22 protein-coding genes are annotated in these 22,043 nt (G+C 28.7%); 18 read left to right on the top strand and 4 right to left on the bottom strand.

Translation table 11 applies throughout. The features are described from left to right. Positions 1 to 168: 168 nt before the first annotated feature. From HMPREF9630_RS08960 to HMPREF9630_RS08945, 4 genes are all read right to left on the bottom strand, one after another. The gene (locus tag HMPREF9630_RS08960) at positions 169 to 1,290 is read right to left on the bottom strand and encodes a murein hydrolase activator EnvC family protein (RefSeq protein ID WP_009528072.1); all 1,122 of its coding nucleotides are present in this window, start codon (positions 1,288 to 1,290) and stop codon (positions 169 to 171) included. Between the two features lie 4 nt (positions 1,291 to 1,294). After that, a complete protein-coding gene (gene ftsX / locus HMPREF9630_RS08955; RefSeq protein WP_009528071.1) occupies positions 1,295 to 2,176 on the bottom strand; it encodes a permease-like cell division protein FtsX in 882 nt (293 codons plus the stop codon). Beyond that, positions 2,173 to 2,853 (bottom strand): cell division ATP-binding protein FtsE, encoded by a 681-nt coding sequence (gene ftsE / locus HMPREF9630_RS08950; protein ID WP_009528070.1) that lies wholly within the window; start codon positions 2,851 to 2,853, stop codon positions 2,173 to 2,175. Before ftsE ends, ftsX begins: the two co-directional genes overlap by 4 nt. Before the next feature lie 112 nt (positions 2,854 to 2,965). After that, positions 2,966 to 3,751 (bottom strand): prepilin peptidase, encoded by a 786-nt coding sequence (locus HMPREF9630_RS08945; RefSeq protein ID WP_009528069.1) that lies wholly within the window; start codon positions 3,749 to 3,751, stop codon positions 2,966 to 2,968. A gap of 330 nt (positions 3,752 to 4,081) precedes the next feature. Between HMPREF9630_RS08945 and def the strand changes: the two genes are divergently transcribed. From def to HMPREF9630_RS08855, 18 genes are all read left to right on the top strand, one after another. Then, positions 4,082 to 4,579, top strand: a complete 498-nt coding sequence (gene def / locus HMPREF9630_RS08940) for a peptide deformylase (RefSeq protein ID WP_009528261.1) — start codon at positions 4,082 to 4,084, stop codon at positions 4,577 to 4,579. 18 nt (positions 4,580 to 4,597) lie between these two features. Further along, the gene (fmt, locus tag HMPREF9630_RS08935) at positions 4,598 to 5,518 is read left to right on the top strand and encodes a methionyl-tRNA formyltransferase (RefSeq protein WP_009528260.1); all 921 of its coding nucleotides are present in this window, start codon (positions 4,598 to 4,600) and stop codon (positions 5,516 to 5,518) included. Between the two features lie 32 nt (positions 5,519 to 5,550). Continuing rightward, on the top strand, positions 5,551 to 6,906 hold the full coding sequence (gene mgtE / locus HMPREF9630_RS08930; RefSeq protein WP_009528259.1) for a magnesium transporter: 1,356 nt from the start codon (positions 5,551 to 5,553) through the stop codon (positions 6,904 to 6,906). 69 nt (positions 6,907 to 6,975) lie between these two features. After that, on the top strand, positions 6,976 to 8,628 hold the full coding sequence (locus tag HMPREF9630_RS08925; RefSeq protein ID WP_009528258.1) for a nucleoside kinase: 1,653 nt from the start codon (positions 6,976 to 6,978) through the stop codon (positions 8,626 to 8,628). Positions 8,629 to 8,888: 260 nt separating this feature from the next. Next, positions 8,889 to 9,899: a hypothetical protein gene (locus HMPREF9630_RS08920; RefSeq protein ID WP_009528257.1), complete on the top strand. Its 1,011-nt coding sequence runs from the start codon at positions 8,889 to 8,891 to the stop codon at positions 9,897 to 9,899. A 37-nt stretch (positions 9,900 to 9,936) separates the two neighbouring features. Further along, positions 9,937 to 10,758, top strand: coding sequence for an undecaprenyl-diphosphate phosphatase (locus HMPREF9630_RS08915; protein WP_009528256.1), 822 nt, complete (start codon positions 9,937 to 9,939; stop codon positions 10,756 to 10,758). Positions 10,759 to 10,790: 32 nt separating this feature from the next. Beyond that, positions 10,791 to 11,729 (top strand): tRNA modification radical SAM protein MnmL/YtqA, encoded by a 939-nt coding sequence (gene mnmL / locus HMPREF9630_RS08910; protein WP_009528255.1) that lies wholly within the window; start codon positions 10,791 to 10,793, stop codon positions 11,727 to 11,729. Between the two features lie 69 nt (positions 11,730 to 11,798). Beyond that, the gene (locus tag HMPREF9630_RS08905; RefSeq protein ID WP_009528254.1) at positions 11,799 to 12,668 is read left to right on the top strand and encodes a class I SAM-dependent methyltransferase; all 870 of its coding nucleotides are present in this window, start codon (positions 11,799 to 11,801) and stop codon (positions 12,666 to 12,668) included. Between the two features lie 140 nt (positions 12,669 to 12,808). After that, complete coding sequence (gene plsY, locus HMPREF9630_RS08900) at positions 12,809 to 13,399, top strand: glycerol-3-phosphate 1-O-acyltransferase PlsY (RefSeq protein WP_009528253.1); 591 nt, start codon at positions 12,809 to 12,811, stop codon at positions 13,397 to 13,399. 9 nt (positions 13,400 to 13,408) lie between these two features. Further along, entirely contained in the window at positions 13,409 to 14,422 is a 1,014-nt protein-coding gene (locus HMPREF9630_RS08895) for an NAD(P)H-dependent glycerol-3-phosphate dehydrogenase (RefSeq protein WP_009528252.1), read from the top strand. A 264-nt stretch (positions 14,423 to 14,686) separates the two neighbouring features. Then, positions 14,687 to 15,952, top strand: coding sequence for a biotin/lipoyl attachment domain-containing protein (locus HMPREF9630_RS08890; RefSeq protein WP_009528288.1), 1,266 nt, complete (start codon positions 14,687 to 14,689; stop codon positions 15,950 to 15,952). Continuing rightward, positions 15,949 to 16,659 (top strand): YggS family pyridoxal phosphate-dependent enzyme, encoded by a 711-nt coding sequence (locus tag HMPREF9630_RS08885; RefSeq protein WP_100216163.1) that lies wholly within the window; start codon positions 15,949 to 15,951, stop codon positions 16,657 to 16,659. Before HMPREF9630_RS08890 ends, HMPREF9630_RS08885 begins: the two co-directional genes overlap by 4 nt. A gap of 13 nt (positions 16,660 to 16,672) precedes the next feature. Next, positions 16,673 to 17,170, top strand: a complete 498-nt coding sequence (locus HMPREF9630_RS08880) for a cell division protein SepF (protein WP_009528250.1) — start codon at positions 16,673 to 16,675, stop codon at positions 17,168 to 17,170. After that, a complete protein-coding gene (locus tag HMPREF9630_RS08875; RefSeq protein ID WP_009528249.1) occupies positions 17,158 to 17,436 on the top strand; it encodes a YggT family protein in 279 nt (92 codons plus the stop codon). Before HMPREF9630_RS08880 ends, HMPREF9630_RS08875 begins: the two co-directional genes overlap by 13 nt. Before the next feature lie 216 nt (positions 17,437 to 17,652). Continuing rightward, positions 17,653 to 18,438: a YlmH family RNA-binding protein gene (locus HMPREF9630_RS08870; protein WP_009528248.1), complete on the top strand. Its 786-nt coding sequence runs from the start codon at positions 17,653 to 17,655 to the stop codon at positions 18,436 to 18,438. A 367-nt stretch (positions 18,439 to 18,805) separates the two neighbouring features. After that, on the top strand, positions 18,806 to 19,231 hold the full coding sequence (locus HMPREF9630_RS08865) for a Fur family transcriptional regulator (protein ID WP_009528247.1): 426 nt from the start codon (positions 18,806 to 18,808) through the stop codon (positions 19,229 to 19,231). Further along, on the top strand, positions 19,221 to 21,125 hold the full coding sequence (locus tag HMPREF9630_RS08860; protein WP_009528246.1) for an alpha/beta hydrolase family protein: 1,905 nt from the start codon (positions 19,221 to 19,223) through the stop codon (positions 21,123 to 21,125). Before HMPREF9630_RS08865 ends, HMPREF9630_RS08860 begins: the two co-directional genes overlap by 11 nt. A gap of 25 nt (positions 21,126 to 21,150) precedes the next feature. Next, entirely contained in the window at positions 21,151 to 22,029 is an 879-nt protein-coding gene (locus HMPREF9630_RS08855) for a YicC/YloC family endoribonuclease (RefSeq protein ID WP_009528245.1), read from the top strand. Positions 22,030 to 22,043 lie beyond the last annotated feature (14 nt).

Below are 22,043 nucleotides of genomic sequence, written 5' to 3'. Positions count from 1 at the left end.
TGTTTTGCGAGTAGAATTGCTAAAGTTTTTATAAATATCTGTTTTGAAGATATTTATAAAAAGCATTTCAAGCAAAATATATTTGAGCATTATATTTTAAAAAACATCTATATATAATTATATAAGTTATCCATAATTTTATTAGAAAATAGTATAAAAGGGTGATAATTATCTTACATATGGCAGAGGATCTGTAAATTCTCCGTTTATTCTAACTTCAAAATGCAAATGAGGACCTGTTGAACGACCGCTTGTTCCGACTTTTGCTATAACTTGTCCTTTTGATACAGTTTGACCTACAGATACGTCTATTGATGAGCAGTGTGCATATAGTGTTACTACTCCTGAACCATGATCTATCATTACAGTATTGCCGTATGTGGATTTTGGACCTGCATATATAACTTTACCGTTGTCAGCCGATATTATAGGTGTACCCATGCTACCTCCTATATCTATACCTGTGTGCAATATTTTTCTATTTAATATAGGGTGATTTCTGTATCCAAAGTAAGATGTAAGCACACCTCCTGATACAGGAAAAGCAAATTTTCCTCCTGAATATGTTCCTTTATAGCTGTTTTGATTTGATGCTGTAAGTTGTTTTAATTCTTGAGTTATCTGTTGTGCCTCTTGCATTTTTAGTTGTGCAATTTGTGCTAATGATGTTATATCGCTTTGCAGTTTTGCCATATTGGATTCTTGATTAGCTTTTGCAAGTTTTAATTGGTCATTTTCTTTATTATAGGAATTTTGTAAATTTGTCAGTGATAACTTCATATTTGTTAGTTCTTTATTTATATTGTTCAGTTCGAGTTTTGCAGTTTCCAATTTTTTTAAATTATCTTTATCCTGCTGAATTATTTTTTTTATTATTGTATAATTGGACAGTGCATCTCCCAAGTTTTTTGAAGAAAATATTATCTGTATATAATCAAGATTATTTATTTTGCTCATCACTCTTATTCTGTTTTCAAGTGCTGTTGTAAGAGAATTAATTTCTTTTTCCTTTTGGGCAATTTTTTCTATATTTACATTTATTTTGCTTTGTACTTCATTTATTTGTTTTTCTAAATTCTGTATTTTACTTTCCAGAACAGTTATTTGAGCGTCTATTTTCAATATTTCTTCGTTTAGAGTACTGAGTTTTTCTTTTTTATCTCCTATTTGAACTCTTATATCATCTATTTGACGGTTTATATTATTTAATTCTTGAGTTTTATCAGCATATACCACTAAGCTGAATATTGTAAATATAAAAAACAGAGTAATTATAATTTTTTTATTCATAATTTTAAACCTTTAAATATTTTCTAAGTGAAGTTATGGAGCCTAATATACCAATTCCGATTCCTGCGCACAAAAATAGTGAAAATATAAGATGTGACATGATATCTTTATCAATCATATATTGTAAAAATATATTTGAATTTGATAAATTCATATATAATTCAACATATATAAAGTTAAGCAGACTGAAAGAGACTAATGAACCTATAAAACCGAGTATTGCACCTTCAATTATAAACGGCCACCTTATAAACCAGTTTGTAGCTCCTATAGTTTTCATTATATTTATTTCTCGCATTCTTGAAAATATAGTAACTTTTATCATATTTTCAATTATTAGAAGTGAAAGCATAAATAGTATAAAAATTATTGCTATACTTACTATACTTATTATTTTGGATATTTTTATGAGTATGTTTAGCGTATCTGCATAGTATGAAATACTTGATACTTGTGAGTTTGTTTTTAGCTCTTCAACTAATTTTGAAAAAATTTGTGTATCGTTTATATGAACTATGAACGAATTCTCACAAGGATTATTTATATCATCAAATAAATTAGAGTCATTTTCCATGTTTTGTATGAATTTTTTCATTGTTTCTTCTTTAGATACAAACTGTATGTCTGAAAAATTTCTGTTATGCTCTAAAAAATCTCTAAATTCTTCTATTCCATCTTTATCCACATCGTTTTTTAAAAAAATCTGTATGCCACTGAAATCCTGCCTTGTTGTAATTACAAAATGGTTTATATTTAAGACGATAAACAATACTATACCTAAGATAAAAAGAGTGATTGTCATAGAAAATACAGTTGCAAATGATGTGTTTTTGCTGCGAAATATACTCTTAAATGCCTCTTTTATATAAAAAAACAATTTATTCATATATATTGCCCCTTTTGTATATCACTTAATATTTCTCCGTTTTCTATTTTTATTACTCTTTTTTTCATTTTATTTACTATTTCTTTGTCGTGGGTAGCTACAATTACAGTAGTACCATGAGAATTTATGGCATCAAGCAGATTTATTATTTGCATGGAGTTTTTTGCGTCCAAATTGCCTGTCGGTTCGTCCGCTATAAGCAGAGACGGTCTGTTTATTATGGCTCTTGCAATGCTTATTCTTTGCTGTTCTCCGCCTGACAGTTCGTTAGGATAGGACTTTTCTTTATTTTCCAAGCCAACCAATTCTAAAACTTGTTTAACATCTTTTTTTATAACTTTAGAAGGACTGCCCAATATCTCCATTGCAAAAGCTATATTTTCATATACTGTCTTGTTGTTTAACAGCCTAAAATCTTGAAATATCATACCTATTTTTCTGCGATATTTTGGTAAAGTTCTGCCTGATAAAGTGGACGTATTTATTCCGTTTACAGTTAAGTTTCCCGACGTTGGCGTAATTTCACTTTGTAATAATTTTATAAGTGTTGATTTACCTGCACCTGATGAACCTATCAAAAATACAAATTCACTGTCATCTATGGTAATATTAATATTTTTTAGAGCATAACTCTTTTTTTTATCATAAATTTTAGAAACATCATTAAAAACTATCAAATTTATTCTCCTAAATTTTGTAATTGCCTATTTCAAATAAAAATGTAAAACAGTGCTGTTTGTAATCAATCACATTTATTACTATATGTCATTTTAAATAGTAAAATACAAATTAAAAATTTATAAAAGTGCTCATATAAAAATCTATAATATTTTGACCGTACAGACTCATTAAAAAAGCGGATATGCACATATACGGACCAAAAGGAATTTCTTGTTTAAGCTGTATTTTTTTTCCAATTAAAGCAAGGATTATTATAAAAAACAAGCCTATAAAAAACGATAGAAATGATGCAATTATAATTTTCGGATATCCCAGTACGAGACCTATAGATGTATTTAGAAGTACATCGCCAAATCCGAACACTTCTTGTTTATATATTATTTTAGCTACAAAATATATTGTATAATATATTGCAAAGCCGATAAATGCTGCAAATATATTATGTTTTATTTCAATACCTTTATATAAAAATAAAATAATAAGGATTATCGAAGAAAATACAACAAGTACTATATCGTATATAGCCATGGTATCAAAGTCTATAAATCCGACAATAACAAGCATAGACCAAAAAGTTATCATAAGGACAAACTCATATGATATGGAAAATTTGATATAAGCAACTAAGAATAATATGCCGGTAAGCAATTCTACCAAAAAGTATCTGATAGATATTTTTTCTCCGCAATATCTGCATTTACCTCTAAGAAATATGTAGCTGAACAGCGGGAATAAATCCAATGCATTTAAATTATGTTTGCAGGAAAAGCACATGGAACGCCCTTTGGCAATAGACATATCAAGAGGAATTCTATATATTACAACGTTGTAAAAACTTCCGAATGTGGCTCCGAACAGGAAAACAAAAAATCCTATTAAAAATTCAATTTCCATGATAACCCTTTCAAATTTTGTATAAATGTGAATATCTTTGAAATAAATATAAGTAATTATATCACAAAAGATATAATTTAACAAAAATAAAATAAGTATTGAGTATATTCAAAAAAACTGATTATAAAATTTGAATATATACAAAATTTATGATAAAATTAATAAATATAAAAGTTTTGTAAAATTTGAAGATTATTTTAGCAAAACATTAAAAAATTTAATTCAATAATCTTATTTTTGATGAATAAGATTTGAAAACACTGATTTGCAAATAGGTTTTTATTTATATAATGAGGTTAAATTACTATAAGTTAATAGAAAGGAAATACAATGGCGATAAGAAATTTGAGAATAGAAGGCGATCCGATACTCAGAAAGACATCAAGAGTGGTGGAAGAATTAAATGAAAACATAATAAATCTCATAGAAGATATGAAAGAAACAATGTATCTTAATGAAGGAGTAGGTCTTGCCGCCCCACAAGTAGGTGTACTTAAAAGAGTGGTTGTAGTGGATGTTGGAGATGTGGATGAAGATGATGAACAGCTTGGAAAAGGTGAAGATATTCCTGATGGAGCAATAGTACTCATAAATCCGGAAATTATAAAACAAGACGGAGAGCAAGTTGGGTTGGAGGGATGCTTAAGTGTTCCGGAGAGAAGCGGAGAAGTAAAAAGACCTTCACATATAATAGTAAAAGCTAAAAATGAGAATTTTGAAGATGTAGAGTTTGAAGCGAGAAATTTTTTTGCAAGAGCAATATGTCATGAAATTGACCACTTAAATGGTATATTATATATAGATAAACTTGAAAACACACAAGAATAATAAAGGAATGATAAAACTATGAAAGCTATTTTTATGGGTACGCCGCAATTTGCGGTGAACTCATTAGATACACTTATATCAAAAGGTGTGGATGTAGGTTTAGTAATAACCAGAACAGATAAAAAACAAGGCAGAAATATGAAAATAGAAATGCCACCGGTTAAAAAAAGAGCGTTAGAGCTTGGATTAGGGGTATATCAACCGGAAGACATAAAAAGTCAGGAAGCTATAGATAAAATAAGGCAAATTAATCCTGATATTATAATAGTAACTGCTTATGGGAAAATATTGCCAACAGAGATACTGAATATGCCTAAATATGGTTGTATAAATGTACACGCCTCATTACTTCCGAAATATAGAGGTGCATCTCCTATAAATACTTGTCTTTTAAACGGAGACAATATTACAGGCATTACAACCATGTATATGAATGAAGAACTCGACAGTGGAGATATAATACTGAAAGATGAACTTGAAATATCATTAGATGACGATTATGTAAGTTTAACAGAAAAACTCGCCAAATTAAGCGAAAAAACACTTGGGAATATTATAAATATGTTAAATATGAGTATGGATTTGCCAAGATTACAACAAAATCATCAAAATGCAACATATTGTACACTTATAACAAAAGAAATGGGGCATATAGATTATTCAAAATCGGCAGATGAAATAATAAACACTATAAGAGGTTTAAATTCTTTCAGCATATATAATGATACAAATTTTAAAATATTCAAAGCAAAAAAATTAGAAGACAAGTCATCAGATAAAGTAGGCATGATAGTAAAATGTGATGAAAATGAACTTGTTGTGACAACGGCTACAAAAGACATATCTCTTTTACAAGTGCAGATGGCAGGAAAAAAGAAAATGATGATAGAAGATTTTTTAAGAGGCAATAAGTTGGAAAAAGGAGTTATTTTTAAATAACAAATTTTGTGAAAAAATTATAGTGAAAAGGGTTGATAAGTATATATAACAAAAATATTGAAGAAATAATATTCTCTCTGCTTAAAGAAACAGATAAAGAAAAGATACGAGAAATAGTTGAAGAGATACATCCTGTAGACTTTTTGGAGTTTCTTGAAAACTATGAAGAAGAATTTTATAATATAATAGAAAAACTTCCTGATGATTATATAGTAGAACTTATCAACGAAGCAGAAATAGAAGATAAATTAGATATAATTAATAAGATATCTGAAGACAGAAAAAATAATGTAATCCCCGATATATCTTCTGATGAATTGGTAGATATGTTGGAAGAAGCGGACGAAGAACAAAAGCAAGATATATTTGAGTATCTTGACGAAGAAGATAAAGATGAAATAAAAGAATTGCTGGAGTATCCGTCAGATACAGCCGGCGGTATAATGGCAACCGAGTTTTTGACAGTAAAAGAAGATATGACCATGGATGAAACCATTGCATATCTGAGAAAAATGGCTCCTGATTATCAAACGCCATACTATGTATATGTGGTAGATGATGATAATATTTTAAAGGGAGTTGTACAATTAAGACAGATACTTACCTGCAATAGTGATACTAAGATAAAAGACGAGATGATAACTTCCGTAATAAGTGTAGATGTAAATACGGACCAGGAGGAAGTTGCCGTTTTGTTCGAAAAATATGGTTTTGCATCCATGCCGGTAGTTGATGAAAAAAACAATGAAATCTTAGGTATAATAACGTTTGACGATATTATGAACGTAATAACGGAAGAACATACGGAAGATATGTATCACATGGCCGGACTTGATACAGAAGAAGAACTTACCGGAGATATACTTACATCTGTAAAAAGCAGATCTATGTGGCTTACAATAAATCTTTTTACAGCAATGCTCGCATCAAGTGTAGTTGGCTTTTTTGAAGGCACAATATCTCAAATAGTAGCTCTTGCAACTTTTATGCCAATAGTTGCAGGTATGGGAGGCAATGCGGCAACACAGACATTGACTATAATGATAAGAGGTATAGCAATGGGAGAGCTTAATTACGAAAATGAAAAAGACGTACTGAAAAAAGAATTATGTGTTGCAATAATGGACGGACTTATAATAGGTGTTTTGATAGGTGTTATAACATATATAAGAGTGAGAAATATAGCGTTTGGTGTAATAATATCATGTGCTTTACTGTTTAACATATTAGTATCAGCAATTGGAGGATTTTTTGTACCGATAACTCTTAAAAAATTTAATATAGATCCTGCTGTGGCATCATCAGTATTTGTAACTACTATGACTGATATGGCGGGTTTTGGATGCTTTTTAGGACTTGCTACAATATTTATGAAATATTTGACATAAGGCTTTGCAGTTTTTTGTTTAGAAATTTTTAACTTTACAGTAAAATTATTTATATTAAAGAGGTGTTTGATGAATATAAAATATAAGGGCAAGAATTATGCTTTAGAAGAAGGTTCTACTATTGAGAAATTCATTAAAAAGTATGACATCCAAAAAGAATATAAATATATTATAACAATTGCTATTGTGGATAATAATCTCAAAGAGTTGACAACTGATTTATATGAAGATGCAAATATAGAATTACTTGATATATCTTCAAAAGATGCAAGAAACGTGTATATGAGAAGCCTTTCATTTGTATTTTTAGTTGCATTGAAAAGGATCAGTGATACAGCTATATGTAGAATTGAACATTCACTAAGCAACGGTTTTTTCTGTGATATAGAAGAAAAATCAAATCCAATAAATAGGAATTATGTGAGTAATATATATGAAGAAATGAAAAAAATAACGGATTCAGGTTTACCTATAACAAGAAGTGAACTTGATGTTGAAGATGCAAAAGAATTTTATAAAAATGATATTCATAAGCTTGGACTTTTAGATTATAGAAAAGACGAAAAGGTGAACATATATGATTTAGACGGATATAAGAATTATTTTTACGGATATATGGTACCATCTACAGATTATCTTAAAATATATAATATACGTTTATGTAATGGTGGAGTGGTTTTATTAGGACCTGATGTAAATAACCCTGATAAATTGACAGAATTCAAACACGAACCGAGACTGTTCTCTATATATTCAGAGGCTAAAGATTGGGCGAAAACTATAAATATACCTACAGCGCTCGAGTTGAACAATGCTGTAAAAAATGGAAGTTATCACGATATAATCAGGTATGCGGAAGCGTATCACGAAAAGAAAATCTGTGAAATTTCAGATGTTATATGTAGAGATAACAAAAAAATCATACTTATAGCAGGTCCTTCATCTTCGGGAAAAACGAGCTTTTCTCAAAGATTGAAAATACAGCTTATTGCAAGCAAAAAAAGACCTATATCAATATCTATGGATAATTATTTTATAGATAGAGATAAAAATATACCTGATAAAAATGGAAAAAGAGATTTTGAATCTTTAAAAGCTCTTGATGTAGAAAAATTCAATGAAGACTTGGATATGCTCATATCAGGATATGAAGTTAAACTGCCTGTGTATGATTTTATAACAGGAAAAAGAAAAGATGATACAGATACAATACCTACAAAAATAGGTGAAGACCAACCTATAATCATAGAAGGGATACATGGACTTAACCCTGCACTTACGGAGGCGATATCATCAGCATATAAGTATAAAATATATGTTTCTGAACTTACACAATTAAGTTTGGACGAGTACAATAGCATATCTACAACAGATGTTAGATTGATTAGACGAATAATAAGAGACAATTCACACAGAGGATATTCGGCTGAAGCTACTATGGATATGTGGGATTCAGTAAATGAAGGAGAAAGAAAAAATATATTCGTATTTCAGGAAAATGCTGATATAATGTTCAATTCAGCACTCATATATGAACTTTCAGCTATGAAAAAATATATCGAACCGCTTTTAGAAGAAATCAGTCCTGATTCACCATATTATAAAGAGGCTAAGAGAATATTGAAGTTTACACAGTATTTTTTGAGCATAGATGATGAATCTGATATACCGAATACATCTATATTAAGAGAATTTATAGGTGGAAGTAAATTGGTAGATTAGTGAAAATATTTTTAAAAATAAATTAAAAAAGAGCTTAGTTTTGTTTTAAATAGCTCTTTTTTTCTGTAATAAAGTCTAATATCTAATTAAATAGGCATATAATAAAAATCTTAAATTGAATTGTTTTATTAGGATAATTTTTATCTAAGACATCGTCAGCAATCTCTTTAATCAAACACATTCAAATGTATTTTATAGTAGTACTTGTTATTTTGAATAGGTTTTAGTATATAAATTAAAATTATTTGTTGGAGATATAAATGATATATAAAGGTTTTTATATAAATGAAATGCTTGGAAACAATGAATTTTCATATAATATGAGAAAAAACAAAAGTATATATGTACCACCTTTAATAGATGTGTATGCCAACAAAAACAATGTATTGAATGAGCTGAAACTATCTGATAAAGTAGCATTCAGCGAAATTGACGAAAATAAAGAAGAAATGAATGTATTCGGCTTGAAAAATTTTTTGCATATTGAGAAAAATGGTAAACATATATATATTTTTGATAATCACAATCATTGTTTTTATTTTGTTGCTTATACAATTTTTGAAAAACTAAAAAAGATGCTTGATGAAGAAAATTATATAGAATTTATAAATTCTTACATAAATAAAAATGAAAAAATCACATATTTAACTGAAAAAATCGCTCAATATAATTTAAAAAATATGATGATACATTTTGACCAACATAAAGACATGAGGGTGCCTAAATACAGTTTGCAGGAATTTTTAAACACTTTTTTGTCAAATGAATATGATTGTCTTGAAAAGTATAGGTTTGAGATTGAAAGGGATTTTAAAAACATATCAAATTTTGTAGAAAATATTAGTTTAAATGAAAATTATGATATTTCAAAAAATGATTATACTTTTTTTAAAAATATAATTGATGACATTTTTTCATACTATGATAAAATAGCATTTTTATATACAAATTATCACTTAAATGTCGGAAATTTTATTGTGCCTTTAATAAACGGAGGTTTTATAAAGGACGTGGCAATTGTTGATTCTTTATATAGTATTGACAATATCAGCAAAGAATTATATAACTATAACAGTATAGTTTTAGATATAGATTTGGATTTTTTCAGTAAAGATATGGATTATATAGATGATGAGCTTAAGATTGATGCCATAGCCAAGTGTTATGAAAGAGCGGATATAGTTACAATATGCACAAGCCCATATTTTATAGAATTTGAAAGAGCAGAAAAATATCTTTATAAAATACTTGAAAGATTTGATATTGTTTAAAATAAAAACATATATACATATAATATTTGGAGGCAATATGCTTGATATAATTAAAGTTGTAATATTATCATTAGTGGAAGGCATTACGGAATTTATTCCTGTCAGCTCTACAGGGCATTTAATACTTGTAAATGAATTTATAAAGCTCAAACCTGAGAGTTTTGCAAATATGTTTTCAATAATAATACAGCTTGGAGCAATATTATCAGTTATTTTAATCTACTTTAACAAATTGAATCCTTTTTCTTACAAAAAAAGTGCAAGCAAGAAAAGAGAAACAATAGAAATATGGAAAAGAGTAATAATAGGTGTTTTGCCTGCTGCTGTGCTTGGCCTCAAATTTGATGATTTCATAGATGAAAAATTGATGAATCCGTATGTAGTTATGACTACGTTGTTTGTTTGGGGAATAGTAATAATATTTATTGAAGCAAGGCATAAAAAAGCTAAGATAAAATCAATAGCGGATATGAGCTATAAAACGGCCTTGCTTATAGGATTGGCTCAATGTATTGCACTTGTACCGGGAACTTCTCGTTCTGCAGCTACAATAATAGGTGCCATGTTGCTTGGCTGTAGCAGAACAGTTTCGGCAGAATTTTCATTTTTTTTGGCAATACCTACAATGTTTGGGGCAACATCATTAAAAATAGTAAAAGCTATATTAAGAGGAACTCCTATGAGTATGTGGCAAGTTTTTTTGATATTGCTTGGAACAGTATTGTCATTCATATTTGCCTTAATTGTGATAAGAAAATTTATGAAGTATGTGAAAGAACATAATTTTATAGCATTTGGACTTTATAGAGTAGTTTTGTCAGTAGTTATGGCAATATATTTTTTGATTATTGCTAAATAAAAAATCTATGTATATATTAAAAAGGAAATAATATGCTTTATAATTCATATTCATCATATCTGAAAGAAAAATACAATGAAAAGGTGTATAAGATACCTGTAAATCTTCCGGTAACTTGCCCCAATAGATTAGATGGTGGCAATGGCTGCACATATTGTTCAGATGTTGCAGTAGGCTTTGAAATGTTGTCAAATGAAATAAGTATAACAAGTCAGCTTGTACAAAATATAGAATATATAGGCACAAAATACAAAGCCAAAAAATTTGTGGCATATTTTCAAAACTTTACAAATACTTTTATGCCGTTAGATATATTTGAAAAATGTATGATGAGTGTTGTAAGAGATGATGTGGTAGAAATTGCAATATCTACAAGACCTGATTGTATAAATGAGTCATATCTTGAAATATTGAAAAAAATTAAATATGAGAATAATATAAATATATGTATAGAGATGGGGCTTCAAAGTGTTAATTACAAGACGCTCATCAAGATAAACAGAGGACATACATTAGCTGAATATATAGATGCAGTCATTATGATAAAAAAATACGGCTTTGACATATCTACGCATATGATTTTGAACTTGCCTTATGACGATTTAACAGATGTTATAGAAGGTGCAAAAATTTTATCGGCTTTAAAAATTGACTTTGTAAAAATGCACAGCCTATATATAGCTAAAAATACAGATATGGAAAAAGATTATATCTCAGGCAAATTGGATGTCAAGACATTGCAGGATTATGTTGAAAAAGCAGGAGAATTCTTAGCGTATTTAGATAAAAATATTGTAGTGCAAAGGCTTGTTGGCAGAGCACCTAAAGAAGATACAGTATTTTGCAACTACGGTGTGTCATGGTGGAAAATAAAAGACTACATTGAGGAGTATATGATTAAAAATAATTTGACACAAGGATGTAAATGTAATTATTTGAATGGAAAATCAGTAAAAAGATTTTTAGTATAGATTAAAATAATGTGTTTTTTGAATATTAAAAAATTTATATAAAGATAATGGGAAGGAAGATTAAATAGGATGCTTTTAATTTCTGATAAGTGGAAAGACTATGAGATAATAGCTACGAGAGATGGTGAAAAATTAGAGCGTTGGGGAGATTATGTATTAAGACGCCCTGATCCTCAAATATTTTGGAAAAGCGATATAGATGATGGAGAATTTAACACATATGACGCAATTTATCACAGAAGCAATAAAGGTGGCGGAAGTTGGGAGTTCAAAACGAGATTACCGCAAAGTTGGACTGTGAAATATAAAAACTTGACATTTAATGTCAAACCCACAGGCTTTAAACATACAGGTATATTTCCTGAGCAAGCTGTAAATTGGGACTATGCTAAAGATAAGATTGAAAATGCAAATAGAGGTGTGAGAGTTTTGAATTTATTTGCATATACAGGATGTGCCACTTGCAATGCGTCAAAAGCCGGTGCAAAAGAAGTTGTTCATGTTGACGCTTCAAAAGGTATGACATTGATAGCAAAAGAAAATGCAAAGCTTTCAGGAATAGAAAATAATTTTATAAGATATATAGTAGATGATGTGTTCAAGTTTATAGAAAAAGAGATTAGAAGAGGCAGAAAATATGATGCCGTAATAATGGATCCCCCATCTTATGGAAGAGGTGCAAATGGAGAAATATGGAAGTTGGAAGATTCGCTTGCAAGATTATTTGAGCTTGTAAATGAAATACTTGTAGATAGACCTTTATTTATGATAATAAATTCATATACTACAGGCTTGTCACCTATTTCTTTGAAAAATGCAATAACAACTTCAAAAATAAGTGAAAAATTTGAAAATATATATTCAGGTGAAATTGCACTACCTATAAAAAATCAAGACTTGTTACTGCCTTGTGGAATATATGCAAGATGCGATAATTAAAGGGATAATTTTACAAAATTTTAAAATCTATTAAATTTTTAGTCGTAGTTATTTGCTTAAGATTGAAATATTGAAACAACTGTGATAAAATGAAAGCGGTTTTAGAATAATCACAATAGGTTATAATTTGGAGGAAAGTTTTGGAAATTGTTCTTATAATATTATTTTCGTATATGATTGGTAATATATCGCCATCATATATATTTGCAAAAAAATACAAAAATATAGATATAAGAAATGTAGAATCAGGTAATGCAGGAACTACAAATGCATTGAGAGTTATGGGTAAAAAAGTTGCTCTTTTTGTGTTTTTAGTAGATTTTTTCAAAGGATTTTTTACAGTTTTTGTAGTGAAATATTTTTGGGGAATGGACTATGCACTTGTTTCAGCAGTTTTTGTTGTACTTGGGCATATATATCCTGTGATGCTTGGTTTTCGAGGCGGAAAGGGAGTAGCCACAACTCTTGGAATATTGTTTTGTCTTTTTATAAAAGAGATTCTTTTATGTGCTGTTGTAGGACTTACTCTTTTATATATAAAGAGATATGTTTCACTTGCAGCATTGGTTACATTATTTATAGTAAATATAGTGATAATACTTTTTAATAATCCTTTGCACTATGCGGCATTTACGTTCTTCATATTTTGTATAGTTGCATATAAACATAATGAAAATATTAAAAGGCTTATTAATCATACAGAGAGGAAATTGGGTGAAAAAAAGTCCTAGGAGGTAGAGATGAAAGTATCTGTAATAGGTGCAGGCAGTTGGGGGAGTTCATTGGCTTTGGTGCTGAAAGAGAACAATCAGGACGTGTGCCTATATATGAGAAGAAAAGAGCAATTAGATGAATTTATAAATAACAATACAAATTCAAAATATTTGAAAGATATTGTATTTCCAAAAGGAATAAAATATACAAATGATTTGGAATTTGCAATAAAATTTGCTGATATAATAATATTATCAGTTACTGCGCAATCCACAAGACAGTATATAGAATTATTAAAACCATATCTAAAGTCCGAACAAATTGTGGTTAATGTATCAAAAGGAATAGAAACAGGGACAAATTTGAGAATATCTCAGATATATGATGAAATTATAGGAAAAAACAATTTTGTGGTATTGTCAGGACCTTCTCATGCAGAAGAAGTTTCAAAAAAAATGCCTACAACTATAGTATCTTCGTCTAAAGATTTGAATATGGCAAAAAAAGTTCAGCATATATTTTCCAATGACTATTTTAGAGTTTATACTAATGTTGATATAATAGGAGTTGAGCTTGGAGGCGCATTAAAAAATATAATTGCCCTTGGAAGCGGAGTATGTGATGCCATAGGCTATGGTGATAATACGAAAGCTGCTATAATAACAAGGGGAATACACGAAATTTCGAGATTGGGCATAAAGTTGGGAGCAAATCCGACAACATTTTCAGGACTTAGCGGTATAGGTGATTTGATAGTGACTTGCACTTCTAAACATTCGAGAAATAAAAGAGCAGGTTTATATATAGCACAAGGTTTAAATAGAATGCAGGTTCAAGAAAAAGTAGGAATGATAGTAGAAGGAATCAGCACTACGTTGGCAGGATATACTTTGTCCGTAAAACACAATGTCTCCATGCCGATAACAAAAACAATATATGATGTAATTTATAACGATTGTGATATAAATCAAGGAATAAAAGATTTGATGAAGAGAGATAAAAAATCAGAAAATTTAAGTGAAGAAATATTTGTATCATAGACAAAATAGATATATTTGTTTATAAATGGGTTTTTGTTATGAAAAAAGTATTAAAAAATTTGTAAAAATACTTTATTATTTTTTTAAAATGTGATAGAATGAACTCTAATACTTTATAAAACAATATATTTAGTGTTTTTGTATGGTTTAAATTATTGATTTAACTAAATTTGTCTATAATCATATTTTAAATTATAATTTTTGATAATTTATTTTAAAGATGAATTTTTTTGTAAAAAGATAAAAGGCGAAATTTAGAATTTTATGGCAATTAAAAAAAAGAAGAATAAGAAAAAAATAAATTTATATATTTTGGGAAGTGTTCTTACAGTAGTAGCGTTTATTGCATACGGTATAGTATATATACAATCTGAGATAAGTAAGAGCATAATACAAACTAAGATAGCCGACTTGGGAGAAATGCAAAAATCCATAACCAAAGATGTCGTTATAATAAGAAAGAATGTACCGATAATCAGTGGTAGAGAAGGTATTTTAACCAAATTCTACAATCAAGGAGACAGAGTTCCTAAAGATGCTGTTATATGCAAGGTTCAAGACTCATCTTCAGGAGAAAATGATATAGCTATACTTACAAGACTTAATATACAAATTGATGATATACAAAATAACAATGGAAATTATTCCATTGAAACAGAAAATAGAAAACTTCAAAATGATATAAATTTTCTATACATGGATATACAGGAAAAGATAAAAAATGGCGATTTTAAATCTATTGCTAAATTAAAGGCAGAGCTTGCATCACTTATCGGAAAGAAAAATGTTATGGAAGATACTGCTTCGTATGAAAATGCAGATATTCAAACGCTTTTAAATCAAAAAAAAGAATTGGAGTCCAAGCTTGCATCAAATAATATATATTTGAGAGCTGCGCAGTCAGGCGTTATATCATATTATTATGATGGCTTTGAAGATAAATTTTCTTTTGACAATATAAAAAAAATCACAGTTAATGATATAAATTCTGCAAGCAATAATATAAAAGAGATAGATGGAAATTCTGTAAAAAAAGGAAATTTATTAGGTTATGTAGTAGACAACCAGTATTACTATTTGGCTACTGAAATAGAAAAAAGTGATGTAGAATCTATAAGAAGAGATGTTAAACTCAGCGTTATAGCAGGAGATATTACTTTTAATGCATATTTCTATGATTTTTATAAAGACGCAAATGGCAAATTTGTCGGACTTTTCAAAGTGGAATCAGAGGATTATGATTTTTTGAAAAAAAGAAAAGACAATGTTAAAATAATATATAGTTATGCAAAGGGAATAATTATTCCAAATGATTCTATAATAGAATCAGACGGTAAAAAAGGTGTTTATGTCGTAGATGAAGTAGGAGTTGCAAAATTTTCAAAAATAGGTGACATACTTTTATCTGACGATAAGAATACAATAGTACGTTTTTCATATGATGATTTTGAAGAACCGTCAAAGATGCAGTTATATGACGAGATAATACTATCACCAAAAGACATCAAAGACGGTCAGAAGGTAAGATGACAATGGAAAAAACAGTAAAGGAAAATCTTGAAAAAATATCATATCTGATAAATGAGGCAAAATCAAAATCAAAATACAATCAAGATGTTAAGCTGATAGCTGTAAGTAAAACAGTAGATGTTGATAAAGTGGCAGAGGCTGCTGATTTTGGAATTATGGATTTTGGAGAGAATAAGCCTCAGGAGCTTTTGAGAAAAGCGGAGGTTTTTCCGTCTTATAATTGGCATCAGATTGGTACATTGCAGAAAAATAAGGTTAAACACATCATAGACAAGGTCAAATTGATACATTCATTAGATTCCGTCGATCTTGCCAAGGAAATTGACAAAAGAGCAAAAGATAAGGACATTACAATACAGTGCCTAATACAAATCAACATATCCAAAGAGGAATCAAAACACGGCTTAGATGAAAATAGCGTGGTTGAGTTTGTAAAACAAGTCAGTGAAAATTATAAAAACATTATAATCAAAGGACTTATGGGAATGGCTCCTTACGAAGTGGAAAAAGAGAATACAAGAATATATTTTAAAAAAATGAAAGAACTTATGTCATTAATTAACTCAAAAAATATAAACGGTGTCATACTTGATGAATTATCTATGGGAATGAGTAATGACTATCAGATAGCTATTGAGGAAGGCGCAACTATGGTAAGACTTGGTACGCTTATATTTGGAGAGAGAATATATAATAAAAATATTTAAGGAGGAGCCTAAGATGGGACTTTTTGATAAGCTAAAAAACGTATTTACTACAGATAATGATTATGATGTTGATGATTTGGAGAATGTTGATGATTTCGATGTAGAAATGGAAGAAGAAAAATCATCTCCTTCATTGAAACCGAGATTTATGTCTATTAATAGCGACAACATTAAAAAAATGGAGAACGCGTATACAGCTAAAGAGACAAAGGTTATAATATATGAGCCTAAAGAGTATTCTGAAGCTGCTAATATAGTGGACAGTTTAAAAAACAAAAAAATCGTTGTTGTTAATTTTGCCAATATGAAAGATAACAAAGAAGAAGGTAGAAATGCACAACAATGTCAAAAAGAAATTTTTGACTTTATAAATGGAGCTATATATGCAATAGATGGAGATATAAGAAAAATATCAGATACAATATTTGTAATAGCACCTCCTAATGTGGATATAGATTCAAATATAAATCAAGAATTTGAAAAAAAAGGAAGACATAGATGGTCTATCTAATTATAGAAGCTTTGAATTTGATTTATCAAGCTATCATTTTGCTTATAATGGCAAGAGTTATAATATCTTGGATACCAAGTATTGATATATATAAAGAGCCTGTCAGAACTATAATAAAATTTACAGATCTGATATTGGAGCCTATAAGAAATATATTGGACAGATTCGGTCTGCTTATGGCTATAGATATAAGCCCTATAATAGCATTTTTCCTATTGAGGCTTGTATTTAATGTTTTGATAAGAATTTGTTTTGTTATATTTTAAGTTTATATTGATATGTTTTATTTTTGTATAAAAATATATTGTAATTAATTTCAAATTCATTGATTTTTATGGTATTGGAAAATTTTTGTTTTTTATTATTTAATTGGATTTTATTATATTTATAAATATAATATTAATCGCAATGTTTTCTAAAAAAAACTATTATTTTTAAATAGTTTATTTGTTGTGCTGAAAATAAGCTCTGATTGGTGCAAGATGATAGATAAAAATAAATATACTTTATTTATAAAACAGGAAGATGTAAGAGATTTTATAATAAAGAATATATCAAAATTAGAGGGTGTATTGGATAATTTTGATATAAGAAGAACCGATTTTATGAACCCATATGAACAGAGATTATTCATCTCTGTATTAAATGCTTTTTCAAATGAAATATCATACCAAGCTGTAGGCGGAAACGAAAACAGTGAAAGAAAGATGTTTCTCATATATCCTGATTATATATATGAAGTGGAGTTACCTATAAAATTATTAAGACTATATGGAAATTTCAAGTTTGAAAAGATAAGCCATAGAGATTGTCTGGGAGCTCTTATGTCCGTAGGGATAACAAGGGAAAAAATAGGCGACATATATGTCCATAAAGATTTTATAGATGTTGTGATAGACGAAGCTATCGGCAATTATATGATATCGAATATAACATCAATCAGACATTGTTCTATAAAAGGGAAGATACTTCCTATTGAGGAGCTTACTGAAACGGAAATAGAGCTTGTAAAAAAAGATTATAGTGTATCATCGCTCAGGCTTGATAATATAATAGCTGAAGCTTTTAACTTATCAAGAGCATCAGCAATATCGGTTATAAAATCGGAAAGAGTGAAGGTAAACTATGAACCTGTATTTTCACAATCAAAAGAAATAGAAGAAAATTCACTCATATCAGTGAAAGGCTATGGAAGATTCGTATTTATATCATCAAATGGACTTTCAAAAAAAGGAAAAATAAGAATATCATTGGCACATTACAAATAGATTTTGATATTGTGAATTAATATTTTTAAACCAAAAAGACTTAATTATATTTAGTATTACAAAAATTGCTTTTATTGTATGATGTTATAATAATATTATTGGTATATTATTATATGTTTTAAATAAGTAACAGCGTAAGTTTTTTTGCAAGCAAGAATTAATAAATTTCTAAAATTTAATAAAAAGAGTAGTGAAAACTATGGATGAAGAATTTATTTAAAAAACATATTCTATGATATTTTAGAATATGTTTTTTTGTGCCTTAAAATATGGTCTAAAATATTCATATATTTGTATTTTAATAGACTATAAAAATAAATTGTGGTATAATTGTTAAAAAATAATAAAATATTAGGGTGGTGGTGATATGGATGCACAAGAAATAATAGAGCTTTTAAAGACAAAAGAGAAGAGATTGACAAAAGCGAAGCGAGAAATGATAGATATATTTTTAAATACTGAAGGATTTATAAATGTCAATGATTTAAGAGATAAACTCAGCACCAAACCTGATATGTCTACCATATACAGAAATTTGGAGTCTTTTTGTGAGATTGGATTTTTAGAAAAAATAGAAAAAGATGACAGACGTTGGTACAAGGTAAAAGAAGATTACGGTAAACACAATCACTACATATCCTGCAAGGAATGCGGAAAGAAAAAAGTTTTAGATTTTTGTCCGATAATATTGGCTGATAGAAAAGTGGAAGGTTTTGACGTTACAGGACATCAATTTGAGCTTGTTGGAATATGCAGTGAATGTAAAGAAAAAGAGGCTAAGAATGATAAATAAAGATCATATAATAAATGATTTTAAAAAGTTCAGATTTGTAAATTCATTTGAAAAAAATCCATCTTCAGATATGCTTATGTTTAAGCAGATTAAGATGAATTATGATAAAAATGTATATGAAAGTAAATTGTTTTGCTATAAAAATGGAGAAACATTTCGAATAAGAAATCAAAAAAAGCCCATTATATCCAAGTTTTATGATGATTACAGCATAATATATGTATCTAAGAGCGAAAAACAAAGTAAGAGATTCAAATCTATAATAAGTATACAAGACATAAGTGCAAAAAAAAGTAATCAAGATTTTAATATCCCTTTTGATATATCGGATTTTTTTGTAATAGACAAGTATACGATATTGGTTTTATCAAATGAAAAAATAGATGAAGATATAGACAAAGAAGATTTTAAGCAAGAAATTGAGAGAATAAACTTTGTAGAAAATGGGGCGGGATATACCTATAATGATGTAGGTAGATTATATCTATATAATTTAAGCACACAAAAATATAACAAAATATCTGACGATTATCATGTATTGGATGTAACAGTAGATTATAAAGCTAAGAAAATATATTACATTGCAAATAGAATAAAGCAGATATATTCTCCATTTAATAAAGTGTATTCATATGATATAGGATTAGGCGATAATGTTTGTTTATATGATAAAGATGATGTGGAGTTTACATATATAAATTCGCTTGATAGCGAGATGATAGTTATGGCAAGCTATCAAAAAGATTACGGTGTAAATGAAAATATTAAATTATACAGATTGAAAGACAATACATTATCTTTGTATGCTGACAATAAATATGGCATAGGTAATTCAATAAATTCTGATATAAGATACAAAACTAAAGGAAGTATAAAAAAACATAAAAACGCATTGTATTTTCAGCTTACGAAAGATGAAAAATGCAGTATATATAAGCTTGAAAATGGAAATATAGAATTATTTTTTGACAATATTACAAGTGTAGACGAATATGAGTTTTTACAAGACGAACTTATAGTTTATGGATTTAACAGACAGAATATCGGAGAAATTTATTCTTATAAAAATAATTCACTTAAAAACATAACGGAGTTTTCACAAAAATTTGAAAAGCATATAAATTCATATAAATTAGAAGAAATAGAGTATAATTCCAACAATTCAAATATGAAAGGATATATCTTATATCCTCAAAATTTTGATGAGAATAAAAAATATCCGGCGATACTTTGTATACATGGAGGGCCAAAAACTTTATATTCAAGTAATTTCATATATGAGATGTATCTGCTTTCAAAACAGGGATATTTTGTATTTTTCACCAATCCTCACGGTTCTGACGGAAAAGACAATGAATTTGCAGATATAAGAGGTAAATACGGAACTGTCGATTATGATGATTTGATGAATTTTACAGATATAATTTTACAAAAATACAATGCAGTAGATTCTTCAAGATTAGGAGTAATGGGTGGTTCGTACGGCGGATATATGACAAATTGTATAATAGGTAAGACAGACAGATTTAAGGTAGCCGTAACACAAAGATGTATATCAAATTGGATAAGTTTTTATTCCACAAGTGATATAGGTTATTATTTTGCAACAGATCAGAACGGTTGTAATTTTGATGTTCAAAAATTGTGGGAGTATTCTCCACTTAAAAATGTAAAGAATATAAAAACTCCAACACTTATAATACACAGCGATGAAGATTATAGGTGTCCGCTTGAACAAGCTGTGCAGATGTTTACACATCTTAAATTAAATAATATTAAAACTAAATTAGTAATATATAAAGGTGAAAATCACGACTTATCAAGAACAGGTAAGATTAAAAGCAGGGTATCAAGACTTGAACAGATATTGAAATGGTTTGAGCAAAATTTGTAGTATTTTTATGTTGACGAGGTAGATTATGGCAAATAGTATGACAGGATTTGGAAGAGCTGTTTTAAATGATATCGGCTCAAAGGTAACGGTTGAGATAAAAAGCGTAAACAGCAGATATCTCGAAATAGTGAGCAAAATGCCAAGACAACTGAACTATTTTGAAGACAGTATAAAAGCTATAGTAAACTCTAAAGTTTCAAGAGGACGCTTAGATATATATATACAGGTAGATAATAACAGTATTCTTGACAATTACAGTATAGATGAAAAAAAGATACACGATTATAAAGTTATTTTTGAAAAGATACAAAGAGAGCTTGATATAGAAAATGATATGAAAATATCTTCATATCTGAATTTACCTGAAGTTATGACAAAAAACAGTGAGCCGAATAAAGAGCTGGAGAATATGGTTAAAAATGCAGTATCATTGGCAATGGATAATCTATGTGTAATGAGAAATGCAGAAGGACAAAAAATCATAAAAGATTTGCAAAAAAGGGTCGAGCTGTTAAAAGTACTTATAGATAAATTGGAACTATATACACAAGATATGTTGCAAAGCGTATTTGAAAAATTGCAGAAAAGAATATCGGAGTTGCTTGCAAAAAACGGAGTGGAGGCAGATGATGCCAGAATACTTCAGGAAAGTGCCATATATGCTGATAAACTAAATGTAACAGAAGAAATAGTGAGATTTAATACGCATATAAGTCAACTTTTAAGTTTTTTGGGAGAAAAGGAAAAAGAAATCGGCAAAAAAATAGACTTTTTATTGCAAGAGATGAACAGAGAAATAAATACCATCGGTTCTAAAAGTCAAAAAACAGAGATAATATCACTGGTTGTGGATATAAAAGCAGAATTGGAGAAAATAAGAGAACAAATACAAAATATAGAGTAAGTGAGGAGAAATTA

It is taken from the genome of Peptoanaerobacter stomatis, assembly GCF_000238095.2.
In the GTDB taxonomy this organism is placed as follows: domain Bacteria; phylum Bacillota; class Clostridia; order Peptostreptococcales; family Filifactoraceae; genus Peptoanaerobacter; species Peptoanaerobacter stomatis_A.
The sequence above is the reverse complement of the archived record's forward strand: the minus strand, read 5'-3'. Positions and strand labels throughout refer to the sequence as shown.